Source organism: Staphylococcus sp. HMSC067F07 (genome assembly GCF_001837405.1).
Classification (GTDB): Bacteria; Bacillota; Bacilli; order Staphylococcales; family Staphylococcaceae; genus Staphylococcus; species Staphylococcus capitis.
On record NZ_KV832234.1, the window covers coordinates 331,100 to 343,972 of the forward strand.

Sequence of the window (12,873 nt, forward strand, 5' to 3'; positions counted from 1 at the left end):
GGAGAAGTAAACTACGCACCATTATCACTTCTCCGTGTCGCTTTGCTTTGTCTATATTTGTTTGATTAGGTTAGCCATTTCAATTGCGCTTACTGCTGCTTCAGAACCTTTGTTCCCTGCTTTTGTACCCGCTCTCTCAACAGCTTGTTCAATACTTTCAGTTGTTAAAATACCAAAAATAACTGGTACCTCTGATACTTCATTTGCCTTAGAAACACCTTTTGCAACTTCATTACAAACGTAATCATAATGAGAAGTAGCCCCTCTAATAACACATCCAAGTGTAATTACTGCGTCATAGTCACCTTTTCGAGCTAATTTCTTAGCAACTAATGGAATTTCAAAAGCACCCGGTACATATGCAACATCAATTTGTTCTTCTTCGACCTCATGACGAATTAATGTATCTTTCGCACCATCTAATAAACGACCTGTAATAAAATCATTAAATCTGCTTACTACAATTGCAACTTTTAAATTTTTACCTACTAATTTACCTTCAAAATTCATATTTTATTTCCTCCTTAATGTGTTTACATACTCAATTTACAATTAAATTAAGTGACCCATTTTCGACTTTTTCGTCTCCATATATTTATGATTATATGCAGTCTCAGGAACAATTAATTCAATTCTATCTTCAATGTTAATACCATATTCTTTTAATCCTTCAAATTTTTTAGGATTATTACTTAATAAGTTAACTTTTTCAACGTTAAAATATTTTAAAATTTGAGCAGCTATATTATAGTCTCTTAAATCTTCATCAAATCCTAAAGCGAGGTTTGCAGTTACGGTATCATAACCTTTTTCAATCAATTCATAAGCTCGTAATTTATTCATCAATCCTATACCTCGTCCTTCTTGTGGTAGATATATAATCATACCGCCGTGTTCATCGATGTATTTCATTGATGCTTCAAGTTGAGCACCACAATCACATCTTTGACTGTGGAATATATCACCAGTTAGACATGAAGAGTGTATACGAACATTTTCATTTGAACGAATTGATCCTTTAGCAATCACTACAATTTCTTCATCACTTAAGTCAGTTGTAAAACCGTACATATCAAATTTTCCATAATCTGTCGGCATATTAACTTTAGCATTTAACTTCACATGTGACTCAGATTGCTTACGATATTCAATTAAACTTTCAATCGTAATCATTTTTAAGTTATGGCGTTCCTTGAAACTTTGTAAGTCTTCACCTCTAGCCATTGTTCCATCATCATTCATAATTTCACATATCACACCTGCTGGTTTAGCTCCAGTTAATTTTGCTAAGTCTACAGCCGCTTCTGTGTGACCATTACGTTCTAGTACACCATTATCTTTAGCAATTAATGGGAATAAATGACCAGGGCGATTGAAGTCTTCGGCATTAGCATGATGATCTATAAGTGCTCTTGCTGTCATTGTTCTCTCATAGGCACTAATACCTGTAGTCGTATTTTTATGATCTACACTCACGGTGAAATGTGTACCATAAGCATCAGTATTATGCGGTTCCATAGCATTTAGCTCTAACCTTTTAGCAATTGAAGTATCTAAAGGTGCACATATGAGACCACGTCCTTCTTTTGCCATAAAATTAATCGTATCGTCAGCCATCCATTCAGTAACTGCGATAAGGTCACCTTCATTTTCTCTGTCTTCATCGTCTACTACAATGATACTTTCACCTTTTCGCAAAGCTTCTATAGCTAACTCAACTGTATCAAATTGCATATAAATTCCTCCTAAAAACCAAATGCACGCAATTTATCTTCTGTTAGTTCAGATTTTTGATGATTCATGATATTTTCCACATATTTAAAAAGTACATCTGTTTCTAAGTGAACTGCATCGCCCACTTTTTTATCTGATAAAATGGTAGACTTACGCGTCTCTGGAATAAGATGAATATCAAATGTGGTTTCATGAAGATCAAAGACTGTTAAACTTACGCCATCAACAGTGATAGAACCTTGTTGTACCATTTGATTTAAAACATTTTTTGAAGTTTTGATTGAAATTATTTTTGAGTTAGCTGATTCATTAACTTTAGAAATCGTTCCAAGTTCATCAACATGTCCAAGAACAAAATGTCCACCGAATCTGCCATTACCACTCATCGCTCTCTCAAGATTTACTTCAGCCTGACGTTGTAAATCGGCTAGGTAGGTCTTATTTTCAGTACCTTTAATCACTTGGACTGAGAAAGCTGTATCATTAAAATCAATCACCGTTAAACATGCGCCGTTTACACTTATAGAATCACCGATATGCATATCTTCAAGAATGCGATTCGCTTTAATTTCTAAAGTTCTCACTGATTTCTCAGAACGCACTTGTTGAACGATACCAATTTCTTCAACGATACCTGTAAACATAGGCATTCACTTCTTTCGTAGTTTCAATTTTAAATTTTGATTAATTAACTTGGAATAAACAATTTCAAATTGAGTTGCTTCAGGTAAATCAATGACTTGATCAGTTTTGTAAAATTGATGTTTACCTGAACCACCTATTAATTTCGGGGCTAAATAAAGAATGAGTTCATCTAAATGATGAGATTGGAGAAATTGTGAAGTAACATTTGGACCTGCCTCGACTAGCAGTTTTCCAATACCTCTTTGATATAAATCTTTTAATATAGCTGTACTATCGCATTTTTCTAAACAAATAATTTCTATATGTTTATCATTACTTTGATTTTTTAAATTTTCATTTTCAGTATAAATCCAAATAGGTGAAGCAGTATCTGCAAATAGCTGTTGCTCAAAATCAATTTGTCCTGACTTTGATAGAATAACTCTAATTGGATGCTTACCATCCTGAACTCTAGTCGTATACAATGGATCATCAGCGTCTATCGTTTTTCTACCTGTTAATACAGCATCATGCTCGTGACGCAACTTATAAACATCTTCTTTAACTTCTTTATTAGTTATCCATTTACTCTCATCAGAATCAGTGGCTTGTTTGCCATCTAAACTTGATGAAACTTTAACAGTTAACTCTGGAATGCTATTTCTTTTAGCAGTAAAGAAGTCTTTATAAAGTTCAGCGGCATTCTCATTAAATTGAAATTCAACTTCAATACCAGCTTCTTTAAGTATTTCATCACCCTTAGAAGCTAAGGTAGTATCTTTTACCGCATAGATAACCTTACGAATACCAAATTCAATAATTTTATTTACGCAAGGTGGTGTAGAACCATGATGAGTACAAGGTTCTAAAGAAACGTATATAGTTGCATCTTTAGCATTTTCTCCCGCCATATCTAATGCTTGTACTTCTGCGTGTTTATCACCCTTTTTCAAATGGGCGCTTAGACCGACAATTCTACCATCTTTAACCACTACAGAACCAACCGGCGGATTTATACCAGTTTGACCATCAACCATTTGAGCAAGTTGAATGGCATAATTCATAAATCGACTCAATTTATCACCTCAACAAAATAAAAAAACCTTACACCAATTTAATTAGGCATAAGGAGATTGATAATATATCTTTAAATAAGCATATTTGTTTACTATAAGACATAGTCCTACAAATTTGCTTGTCGAGTAATTATATTCTTTCTCCCATCCAGACTTTCACTGTCGGCTCTAGATTCTCACTAGATCAGCCACCAATATTATTAAATATTAGCAGGTCGCAGGCTTAATTTACTGCCGGTTGGGAATTACACCCTGCCCCGAAAGAATTATATGAAATTGTTATTGGTTAATTGAGTGATGTAGTTAATAACTACAAATAAAATCTTACTATAATTGATTTCAAAACTCAATTTAATAGCATCAATCAAATTTTATTTATTAGTGGAATTTTATCCGTTAGTCGATAATTTACCTATTTTTTTCCATTTCTTTTTGCGTCAAATATAAGTGAGATACTGTATTCACTACTTGATCAACAATCATCTTCACACCATTACGTAATTTGTTAACACCATTTGTCATTTGACCAATGGCAATGACGTTCGTCAACGTACCATATCTTGGACTAATGACTTGATTGGTTTCAGGAATAATTTGAATGCCACCCATAGGATGTCTTTGTACAATTTGACGATTTTCAAGATTTAGCATCAATTGATCATCTTCATCTAATTGTCCGAGGTGTGTTTTAGATCCTGTTGCATTAATCACTACATCAAATAATTCAGTTTCTTGATCTTCATTATTAAATTTTAAATAAAATTGATTATTGTCATGTTGAATATCTTCTAAATCTTTCTTTATTTCAAGATATCCTTCTTCAATTAACTGTATAAGTAACTTTGCCGTTCTAGGAGGCATAGGGTTTGAATTTAATTGAATCATTTTTGAGTATTTTTCATTAAATAATTCTTGATCTCTTAAACTTAAACTATTCCAAATCCAATCTAAATTCTCTTTCAAATGCTCAATGATACTTTGAAATACTCCCATTTCTGTTTCATTATTTAAATCAAATTGTAAATCTTTAATATGGTGACCAGTTCTTCTATTCACTAATTTTTGAAAATCAATTTCATAATCCTCACACTCTTTTAAAAACAAAGCAACTGCCTTATCTAGAGGTACATTACCGTAATTATTTTCCTTAATACCATTAAAATGATCTTTAGTTAAATGAGTGAATTGGATATCTATCATCTTACCTCTTACACTAGGTAAAGAGGCTGAACGACTTGTCATTGTTATCGGCAAATTAGGATGATGTGCAGCAACATATCTCACTGCATCTAAACTCGCTAACCCAGTACCTATAATTGCAATCCTATCTGATTCATCTACATGATCTAATGTATTATATGTTGGATATGGTGTTTGGATGTATCCTTTTTTACCTTTCAAATGATAAGGATCGTGATAACTAAACGTACCAAACGTTAAAAATAAATAATCATATTCTCGCCATTCTTTATCATCTTCACATGTACATACATAATACTTTAACTTCGTATCATCTACATTTGAGTTAGTAAAGATTTCCTGAACTTTTTCATTAATAATTGTTAGATTCTCGTATTGTTGGTCGTATCGAGAAAGATGTGACTTCATATAATGACCAAAAACAAACCTTGGTAAGTACTGTGGATTCGGAAAATCAAATTCGGTTTGTTGTTGATACCATTTCCAAAATTCTTCATCATCATCTAGATTTAAACTCATTTTTTTTGAGGGCATATTTATTAATAATTCACTACTGTCATTTTGAAATGGTACACCTTGCCCCATATTTTTTGCATCGTCGTACACATCCACTTTAAGTTTGGAAAAATCTTCATGTTTAACAAGTTGTCGTAAAACACTGACACCAGCTGTTCCCATACCGATTATTGCCACACGCATATTCATCATCCTTCTATTTATGTATTCAGTTATTATACCAATTAATGTGAAAGCTTAAAAAATATATACCTTATAAACATATCCTTTACTAATTACTTTTAATCTTATATAGATATGCTAAAATCATTTTGTCGAGGTGAAATAATGAAACTACTAACAAAAATATTAATTGTATTTATCATTCTGTTCACATGGTTATCCAGTAAAAATAAAGCAAAATAACTTAAATTAAACCCTCTATAAACTTTTGCACTACTCACAAAAAAAGCATCGCTATCGAGAAAATTCTCAAAATAGCGATGCTTTTTTTAAATTCTATTTTTGATGTTCTTTATCATCTTTGTATACATATAATTTAAAGTATTTACCTTCAGTCTTCATGTTCTTGTAGAAATCTGCAATAATGCTTGCATTACTTTCAGCCCATTTAATATCTGTTGCATATTGATGTTCACCAGGATTCTTAGGGTTCCATCTCATACTATACAGCGTGTCTTGATCTTCATGAGATAAGAAATGTTTGTGAATGAAATCAGCACCACCATATATAGCTTTCTGTGGAGTATCCCAACCATGTTTCTTAGCGTATTCTGCACCTGTTTTAACAGGATCACTGTCTAATGCACCTACACCATAAAAGTTATAATATTTTTTGCCGTCGATTTCTACACCTTTAGACAATTCACTTTTAGCTGAACCTGTCTCTAAAAGCGCATGAGAGATGAGATAAACTTCATTAACATGTTTAGCTTTAGCTGCATTTAAAAAGTCATCAGTATGTTCTAATAATACTGGTCTATCAAATAAAATACGTTTAATTCTGTTTTTATCTATACCTTGATATTTTGATAAATCTAAAAATTGATATTTTTGTTTATCATTATCAATGAATTCACTACTATCCATAGCTGTTTTAATTTCAGCATCTGATGCATCACGCCATGAATCATTATTTTTATTAGATACCTGTTGACTCGTATAGTTATGTATTTGTTTCTTTGCTGCTTTATCTAGAGTTTTATCGATTTTAATTACTTTCTTTTCTGACTTTACATGTTTAAAGAATATTTGATCAGAGATCATTGAAAAGAAAATAACAGCAGCAACAACAAATACTATTAGCAATCCTATAATAGCTAAGATAGAGCCCTTTTTGTGCTTAATCATAGTCACACCTCTTAGGTCATTGTTGTTAAACTATTCAGTTTCATTACGATAATAAAGTTTAACATTATTAATTCAGATTCACAATTTTATATTGGTAATGTTACAAATTCATAAATAAATAGTAATAAAAATGAAACTAAAAAATAAAAATAGAGGTTTCACTTCTTCATCATTTTTTATTACTCGATAATAAATGAGTGTCTACATCTAATAATAGAACGTAAAACTAGCAATAAATCTCTATTATTAAGGGTATTAATCATGAGAAAAAACGTTAAATGATGATAAGCAACCTCGATTTTTATATTATATGAATTAAGACTTTTTATATTCCATCATAACAAAACTAGCCGCTTGTGAACGATTTTTATAATAATACTGATTTAAATCAATTGTCCCTTCAATTTCACCATCACGATACTTCATTTCATTAGTAAAATTATTTATCATGACGAAATCAGAACGATCTCTAATTACGTCTAAATCATCGTTACGTGCGAAAAAATGCTCTAAATTTAAGTGTGCGTAATCCATATTAACCTCCCTTAGTGCATACCAAATTTATTTATGTTGAATTATCATTTTAATGTCAATTTTATGCTTTTTTATTTGAGTTTTAATAAGTCTATGCTTACTATTTAACACCTTATTGGAAAATTACGCAAATGATAATTTTTATAAAGTAAGTTATCTTCTTTTTATCCGGAAATAATATTTATGTACATAAATAGGAGTGCATATTTTGGAATTTGAAGAAGTTTATAAAAACTATAATAAAATTATTCATTATTTGTTAAATCACTATCACATCACTTATAATTATGATGAATTTTATCAACTCTTACTTATTAAAATGTGGCAACTCACTCTAAATTACGATGAACAAAAATCAACCTCGATAAGTACATACCTCTTCACGAGATTGAAATATCATTTAATAGACCATTTTAGGAAAGAAAATAATAGATCCAATCAAATCACTCTTGATGCCCATCTTCACAATTCTTATGATTCTACAATTCTCCTCAATGATTTTAACTTAGTGTTAGAAGACTTCTCTGATCAACTCAAACCACAAGAAGCGCAATGGCTGCGTCTTCATATTCAAGGCTTTAAACAATATGAGATAGCCCAGCACATGAATTTATCTCTAACTTCTATAAAGAAAATTAAAAACTCCACTAAACAAAAATGTTTAAATAATCTTAAATAACCATGAAGGAATGAACAACATGACTACTTATTCAACGAGACATTTACTTTATTTAAAAACTGCTATATCTAATGAGACAGAAACACGTATACAATACTCTGACTATCATATCACTGTCCCCTTTACACCACAGAAAATGATTCACTATCTACTTGAGTTGAATCACACTTCATTACAAGTGCAATCGTCAAAAGCTAAAAGATTACTAAATATAAATAAACTAATACCTATCTATATCAATCGAGATACAATTTTATTCCCACTAACACAAAAACGTGCATCAATAAAATATTTTATTAACGCACGTAAAATTATTGGAATTCACTCTTCTGTAGATTCTACTATTATCATTTTCGACAATACGACTCTACTTCGTACTGAAATCCCCTATACACTGGTATCCAAAAAATGGCAAGAAAGTTTAACTCTTGCTCAAATCATTGAAAAGACTAGCGCTTATTAAATTTTAATTCTAGTAATTTTTTTGTAAATAATGCTGTAATTATTTTAATTAAATAAAGGCTCAATATCATTATACAGATTGCTGCTATTAAAATGATAATTACTAATAAACTAGATAATTCAACTTTAGGATTAATAAAGTAATGAACTGAAGTTAAACTTGTTATCAAACCTGTTAAAAATAATCCAAGTAATAAAGCATATGTTACAACAATACTAAATAGTAATATAAAGGTTTTACCTGAAGTAGTACTTTTATGCTCGTATATATGATTTTTGAGATAACGATTAGAAAACTGAATGGGTTTATTAAAATCTACATTATCTTCACTATCTAACTGACTTAGCTTTTTATTCAATTGTTCTTTTTCTTTTTTATTTAAAAACCATAATTGTTTTTGAACCTTTTCTTTAAACGTCTTTTTGCCCATAAATTGGAGTACGCTCCTCAAATCTAATAATTACTATAAATCATAAATTATTTATCATACTGTTGCAATCACTCTTAAAAATCTTCAATGAAAAAGCAATCGATGAAGTGTTATTTCTTCATCGATTGCTTTTATAAATTAACTACAATTAAGCTTTACAAGATAGAAAGACCTGAGCTTTGAATATCTTTAGCGAAACCTTTAACTGTGTCAATTGAGAGTTCTTCAATATTACGACCCAAATTTGAATTAACTTTTTTGACCACATCAGCTGGACATGTGATGATATCTGCACCTATTTCATCAGCTTGAATAACATTAATCACTTCGCGACAACTTGCCCAAAGTAACTTAACACCTTTTTTACTATGAGTAACTTCAACAGATTCCTTCATTAAAGGTAGTGGATCTACACCAGTGTCAGCTATTCGACCAGCAAACACTGAAACATATGTAGGTACGCCTTCAGTAACAGCATTTGTAATATCTCTAACTTGTTCAATGGTATAAACTGCTGTGACATTTAATCTCACATTATCAGCTGATAATTTTTTAATTAAGGGAAGCGTTGATTCCCCTGTTGTTGTTACAATAGGTATTTTTACAAAAACATTATCACCATATTGTTTAAGGATTTCAGCTTCCTTTTCCATAGTTTCTAAATCATCCGCAAAAACTTCAAAAGAAATAGATGCATCTGGAATTGCTTTAACTACTTCTTCAGCAAATGCTTTATAATCAGTCACCCCTGCTTTAGCCATTAAACTAGGATTAGTAGTAAAACCATCAACATACTTATTATTATAAGCAGCTTTCATTTCCTCTATATCAGCGCCATCTGCAAATACTTCTACATTTAACTTCGTCATTTGTTGTTCCTCCTTAACTCAATACGTTCAATACGATAATTCATAAGTATTTTAAAACAAGATATGTATGTATATTTATAATTATAATAGAATTATAGCTTTCACGTGTTATTATTAAAACTTTATAAGATATTTATAACATGCACCGTTCACACAAGCGAATGATATGCCTTAAAATCGCTGTTTAAAAAGAGACATTAATCTTTATAATAATGATCAAATTATTTTTACTATTCTCATATTCATAAAATGTGATAGTATATTGTAATGATGTAAATCAAGGAGGCAACGTATGGCACGTTCTAAGAAATACTTTTACTTAAGTATACTTATGATTATTGTTAGTTTTTTCTTTAATACTAACAATTCTTTATTGAGTCATATTTTAGGCTCATTTATGAAATTAATGGTTGCTACATCAATAGTAAATATTATTATCTTAATTTTATCTATTATTTTTGCGGATAAATCAATTAAATATTCAAGAGAAAGTAAAGATTGGATAAAAGTAGCAAGTAAACTTCTACCTTTAATTATATTTATAGTTATTGTGATACACATTCTTTCATCACTACACACATTTGGTTTTATATTTAATTAATCAAACGTAACAAAATAAAATTAAAATGTTAAAACGTTAATGAGGTGTTAATCCCATGCAGTACATATATATATTTATTGGTGGCGCTTTGGGTGCATTACTACGTTACGCTTTTTCAACGCTTAATGATAGTTCGGGATTCCCCTTAGGCACCTTTATAGTCAATCTTTTAGGTGCTTTTTTAATGGGACTAATTGGCACTTTGACAATTACCCTATTTAAAAAGTATCCTCTAGTTAAAAAAGCAATAACAACAGGGTTTATAGGCGCCTTGACGACTTTCTCCACTTTTCAATTCGAACTCGTCCAATTATTTGATCATCACAATTTTATGATGCTTATCATATATGGACTGACAAGTTACATCCTAGGTATCATTTTCTGTTACTTAGGAGTTAAAATAGGAGGTCAATTATGAAGTTAGCTATCCTTCTTGTTATGTTAGGTGGAGGTTTAGGCGCTGTAATTAGAGCGTTTATAACAAATATATGTAATGAAAAATTCAATTCTGCTATTCCTATAGCAACTTCAATAGTTAATATTTTAGGTAGTTTTCTAGGCGGGATAACATTGGGTTCTTCAATTTCAAATGACTGGATATCACCATTTTTTATAACAGGAGTTCTAGGCGGATTAACTACTTTCTCTACACTTACAAATGAATTAGTTCATTTCATGACACCCAATTTTAAACTAGGTCATTTTATAGGATATTCACTACTGCAATTTTTAATTGGATTTATAGCTTGTTATATAGGATTTCATCTTTAATACTGTTGACTATTTAAAAAAAGACCATAGTAAAAGCACTCTGATACATGTATCAGAGTGCTTTTTTATAATCATTATTATTTATGCCCGTTATACTCGGCAGGATGCGGTCCCATTCTTTCATCTTTATTTAAACTATCAATTTTCTCCATCTGAGCATCAGAAAGTTCAAAATCAAATACATTTAAATTTTCTTCTATACGATGCGGCGTCACTGACTTAGGAATAACAACTACCCCATGTTGAACATTCCATCTTATAATCACTTGTGCAGGTGATTTACCTATCTCATTTGCGACTTCGTTGATAGTTTCATCTTCTAAAATTTTAGCATTCATTAACGGAGACCAAGATTCCATAACGATGCTTTGTGCTTCTAAATATTTACGTAAGTCTTTTTGAATTAAATATGGATGAAATTCAACTTGATTGATAACAGGTTTTATAGATACCTGAGCGAGTAAAGCTTCAAAATTTTCAGGAGTAAAATTACTTACACCGATGTTTTTAACTTTATTATCTTTGTATAAATCTTCCATTCCCTGCCATGTATCAATCATGACTGCTTCATTTGTTCCAGGCCAATGCATTAAATATAAATCCAAGTAATCTAAACCTAATTTATGAATGGTTGTTTCATAAGCTTGTGCAACATTATTACGACCATAATCTTCTAACCATAATTTAGAAGTTATAAATAAATCGTCACGTTTTAAACCTGTAGAAGCTAGCCCTTCTTTTATCCCTTGACCAACCATTTCTTCATTACCATATATTTTGGCTGTATCAATACTTCTATAACCATTTTCAATAGCATGTTTCACAGCATCTTTACATTGATCACCATTCTCAACTCTATAAGTCCCCAAACCTACTTTAGGCATCTCTCTACCATTATAAAATTGAACTGTTTCCATCATATTCACTCCTCATCTATGCTTTAGTGTCTATCATATTACGATTCATTTTAACTGTAAAAATATTAATATGATTTTCTCTCTTCAGATTTCTATACCCTGTTCAAATAAAAAAATACAAACGTAAGAAAATCAATTTCTTACGTTTGTATTAATTAATTAAAAGACTCTATTTTATCCATAATAGTTTGTAACTCGTCCACGTTATATTGAATACGTCCATGGAATACAAATTTATTAAAGAATTCATCGAGTTGTTCAGGCCCAACTAGAACCTTAACATTAGAAGCCTGATTATAATTAGAAATTGTAACATCTCCATCATTTTTAGGATTAAAATACAAAATTGAAGTTGGTGTATATTTAGTGTTTAATTCACTTTGTAAATCACCTGCAAGATTTTGAATATGTTTAATCTTCTCAGAATAATTAACAAATGATAAAGATTGTTGATCTTCATTTTGATCTAATACTAATGTTTGAGGTGTAGATTCATCTAAATCAAGTGTTTGGAATACTTGAGACATTGTTGGTAACTCTTTGAACTGAGCACCACTAATACCATTATACACATGACCTTTTAAAAGTTGAGAATCAATGATATATAAACCAGTTCTAGTTAAAACAAGATGACTGATGCGTTCGATATTATTAAATTCATTACTTGGTAGGAAGATATTTGCCATAATGTGCATATCTTCAGGACGAATTCTCTTCTCATTAACAAGACGTTCACGAATACCAATCAATCTCATATCTGTTACATATTCACTATGATTTTTAGAAAATAGTTTTAATGCATCAATTTCTCTATCTTTACTGCTTACTGTCGCATCAAAATCTTCTTTTTGTTTTGTGACAGCCTTTTTATTTTCAACTCTTTCTTTTTCTAAGGCTTCTTCATGAGATTCTTTCATATGTTGCTCTTTTTCTTTATATTGGGCTTCTGTTTGGTTTTTAATTTTCTTTTTGCTGTGATTCGCTACTAAAAAGAGAATAAAGAAAAGAATTGCCACAATAATTGCAACGATTAAGCCTATAACTATCGGTGAAGATAAACTCATCACAACAACGCTCCTTTAACCATTTCAATAACTCTCATTATAATA

Annotated in this window: 16 protein-coding genes and 1 riboswitch; of the genes, 5 read left to right on the forward strand and 11 right to left on the reverse strand. The window is 30.7% G+C overall.

Features of this window, described 5'->3' with window-relative positions; genetic code table 11:
• Positions 1–51: 51 nt before the first annotated feature.
• The 7 genes from ribE (HMPREF2706_RS04775) to HMPREF2706_RS04805 form a co-directional block, all read right to left on the reverse strand.
• A complete protein-coding gene (ribE, locus tag HMPREF2706_RS04775; protein ID WP_070862223.1) occupies positions 52–510 on the reverse strand; it encodes a 6,7-dimethyl-8-ribityllumazine synthase in 459 nt (152 codons plus the stop codon).
• Between the two features lie 42 nt (positions 511–552).
• Positions 553–1,734 carry a bifunctional 3,4-dihydroxy-2-butanone-4-phosphate synthase/GTP cyclohydrolase II gene (locus tag HMPREF2706_RS04780; RefSeq protein WP_023350073.1) on the reverse strand — a complete coding sequence of 394 codons (1,182 nt, stop codon included), beginning with the start codon at positions 1,732–1,734 and terminating at the stop codon, positions 553–555.
• Positions 1,735–1,745: 11 nt separating this feature from the next.
• Positions 1,746–2,378 (reverse strand): riboflavin synthase, encoded by a 633-nt coding sequence (gene ribE, locus HMPREF2706_RS04785; protein WP_049427367.1) that lies wholly within the window; start codon positions 2,376–2,378, stop codon positions 1,746–1,748.
• A gap of 6 nt (positions 2,379–2,384) precedes the next feature.
• Complete coding sequence (ribD, locus tag HMPREF2706_RS04790; RefSeq protein ID WP_070862224.1) at positions 2,385–3,434, reverse strand: bifunctional diaminohydroxyphosphoribosylaminopyrimidine deaminase/5-amino-6-(5-phosphoribosylamino)uracil reductase RibD; 1,050 nt, start codon at positions 3,432–3,434, stop codon at positions 2,385–2,387.
• Positions 3,435–3,566: 132 nt separating this feature from the next.
• A riboswitch (FMN riboswitch) is annotated at positions 3,567–3,703 on the reverse strand.
• 139 nt (positions 3,704–3,842) lie between these two features.
• Entirely contained in the window at positions 3,843–5,333 is a 1,491-nt protein-coding gene (locus tag HMPREF2706_RS04795; RefSeq protein ID WP_070597874.1) for an FAD/NAD(P)-binding protein, read from the reverse strand.
• A 315-nt stretch (positions 5,334–5,648) separates the two neighbouring features.
• The gene (locus tag HMPREF2706_RS04800) at positions 5,649–6,500 is read right to left on the reverse strand and encodes a peptidoglycan release complex glucosaminidase SagB (RefSeq protein WP_002434844.1); all 852 of its coding nucleotides are present in this window, start codon (positions 6,498–6,500) and stop codon (positions 5,649–5,651) included.
• A gap of 315 nt (positions 6,501–6,815) precedes the next feature.
• The gene (locus HMPREF2706_RS04805) at positions 6,816–7,034 is read right to left on the reverse strand and encodes a hypothetical protein (protein WP_002434817.1); all 219 of its coding nucleotides are present in this window, start codon (positions 7,032–7,034) and stop codon (positions 6,816–6,818) included.
• A gap of 208 nt (positions 7,035–7,242) precedes the next feature.
• Between HMPREF2706_RS04805 and HMPREF2706_RS04810 the strand changes: the two genes are divergently transcribed.
• Together HMPREF2706_RS04810 and HMPREF2706_RS04815 are read left to right on the forward strand one after the other, a co-directional pair.
• Positions 7,243–7,713, forward strand: a complete 471-nt coding sequence (locus tag HMPREF2706_RS04810; RefSeq protein ID WP_049427376.1) for a sigma-70 family RNA polymerase sigma factor — start codon at positions 7,243–7,245, stop codon at positions 7,711–7,713.
• Positions 7,714–7,732: 19 nt separating this feature from the next.
• Complete coding sequence (locus tag HMPREF2706_RS04815; RefSeq protein WP_002434754.1) at positions 7,733–8,176, forward strand: competence protein ComK; 444 nt, start codon at positions 7,733–7,735, stop codon at positions 8,174–8,176.
• On the opposite strand, the gene HMPREF2706_RS04820 is transcribed toward HMPREF2706_RS04815, so the two are convergent.
• Complete coding sequence (locus tag HMPREF2706_RS04820) at positions 8,163–8,606, reverse strand: hypothetical protein (protein WP_049427378.1); 444 nt, start codon at positions 8,604–8,606, stop codon at positions 8,163–8,165. The two genes, HMPREF2706_RS04815 and HMPREF2706_RS04820, sit on opposite strands and share 14 nt — an antisense overlap.
• 155 nt (positions 8,607–8,761) lie before the next feature.
• Positions 8,762–9,475: a transaldolase gene (locus tag HMPREF2706_RS04825; RefSeq protein WP_002434689.1), complete on the reverse strand. Its 714-nt coding sequence runs from the start codon at positions 9,473–9,475 to the stop codon at positions 8,762–8,764.
• Positions 9,476–9,767: 292 nt separating this feature from the next.
• On the opposite strand from HMPREF2706_RS04825, the gene HMPREF2706_RS04830 reads away from it, so the two are divergent.
• The 3 genes from HMPREF2706_RS04830 to HMPREF2706_RS04840 are packed head-to-tail and all read left to right on the forward strand — an operon-like array spanning position 9,768 to position 10,847.
• Positions 9,768–10,076 carry a hypothetical protein gene (locus HMPREF2706_RS04830; RefSeq protein ID WP_002434733.1) on the forward strand — a complete coding sequence of 103 codons (309 nt, stop codon included), beginning with the start codon at positions 9,768–9,770 and terminating at the stop codon, positions 10,074–10,076.
• Positions 10,077–10,131: 55 nt separating this feature from the next.
• On the forward strand, positions 10,132–10,494 hold the full coding sequence (gene crcB, locus HMPREF2706_RS04835) for a fluoride efflux transporter CrcB (protein ID WP_023350067.1): 363 nt from the start codon (positions 10,132–10,134) through the stop codon (positions 10,492–10,494).
• On the forward strand, positions 10,491–10,847 hold the full coding sequence (locus HMPREF2706_RS04840; protein ID WP_023350066.1) for a fluoride efflux transporter FluC: 357 nt from the start codon (positions 10,491–10,493) through the stop codon (positions 10,845–10,847). The genes crcB and HMPREF2706_RS04840 overlap by 4 nt, the downstream gene beginning before the upstream one ends.
• A gap of 77 nt (positions 10,848–10,924) precedes the next feature.
• Here the strand turns inward: HMPREF2706_RS04840 and HMPREF2706_RS04845 are convergent, their stop codons facing one another.
• Together HMPREF2706_RS04845 and HMPREF2706_RS04850 are read right to left on the reverse strand one after the other, a co-directional pair.
• On the reverse strand, positions 10,925–11,764 hold the full coding sequence (locus HMPREF2706_RS04845; protein WP_049427380.1) for an aldo/keto reductase: 840 nt from the start codon (positions 11,762–11,764) through the stop codon (positions 10,925–10,927).
• Positions 11,765–11,919: 155 nt separating this feature from the next.
• Positions 11,920–12,828 carry a nuclease-related domain-containing protein gene (locus HMPREF2706_RS04850; RefSeq protein ID WP_002434861.1) on the reverse strand — a complete coding sequence of 303 codons (909 nt, stop codon included), beginning with the start codon at positions 12,826–12,828 and terminating at the stop codon, positions 11,920–11,922.
• Positions 12,829–12,873: the final 45 nt, after the last annotated feature.

What these genes read in the sequence shown, in the direction of transcription:
- ribE (WP_070862223.1), bottom strand. Translation starts at nt 510, where the DNA reads ATGAATTTTGAAGGTAAATTAGTAGGTAAAAATTTAAAAGTTGCAATT.
- HMPREF2706_RS04780 (WP_023350073.1), bottom strand. Translation starts at nt 1,734, where the DNA reads ATGCAATTTGATACAGTTGAGTTAGCTATAGAAGCTTTGCGAAAAGGT.
- ribE (WP_049427367.1), bottom strand. Translation starts at nt 2,378, where the DNA reads ATGTTTACAGGTATCGTTGAAGAAATTGGTATCGTTCAACAAGTGCGT.
- HMPREF2706_RS04795 (WP_070597874.1), bottom strand. Translation starts at nt 5,333, where the DNA reads ATGCGTGTGGCAATAATCGGTATGGGAACAGCTGGTGTCAGTGTTTTA.
- HMPREF2706_RS04800 (WP_002434844.1), bottom strand. Translation starts at nt 6,500, where the DNA reads ATGATTAAGCACAAAAAGGGCTCTATCTTAGCTATTATAGGATTGCTA.
- HMPREF2706_RS04805 (WP_002434817.1), bottom strand. Translation starts at nt 7,034, where the DNA reads ATGGATTACGCACACTTAAATTTAGAGCATTTTTTCGCACGTAACGAT.
- HMPREF2706_RS04815 (WP_002434754.1), top strand. Translation starts at nt 7,733, where the DNA reads ATGACTACTTATTCAACGAGACATTTACTTTATTTAAAAACTGCTATA.
- HMPREF2706_RS04820 (WP_049427378.1), bottom strand. Translation starts at nt 8,606, where the DNA reads ATGGGCAAAAAGACGTTTAAAGAAAAGGTTCAAAAACAATTATGGTTT.
- HMPREF2706_RS04825 (WP_002434689.1), bottom strand. Translation starts at nt 9,475, where the DNA reads ATGACGAAGTTAAATGTAGAAGTATTTGCAGATGGCGCTGATATAGAG.
- HMPREF2706_RS04830 (WP_002434733.1), top strand. Translation starts at nt 9,768, where the DNA reads ATGGCACGTTCTAAGAAATACTTTTACTTAAGTATACTTATGATTATT.
- crcB (WP_023350067.1), top strand. Translation starts at nt 10,132, where the DNA reads ATGCAGTACATATATATATTTATTGGTGGCGCTTTGGGTGCATTACTA.
- HMPREF2706_RS04840 (WP_023350066.1), top strand. Translation starts at nt 10,491, where the DNA reads ATGAAGTTAGCTATCCTTCTTGTTATGTTAGGTGGAGGTTTAGGCGCT.
- HMPREF2706_RS04845 (WP_049427380.1), bottom strand. Translation starts at nt 11,764, where the DNA reads ATGGAAACAGTTCAATTTTATAATGGTAGAGAGATGCCTAAAGTAGGT.
- HMPREF2706_RS04850 (WP_002434861.1), bottom strand. Translation starts at nt 12,828, where the DNA reads ATGAGTTTATCTTCACCGATAGTTATAGGCTTAATCGTTGCAATTATT.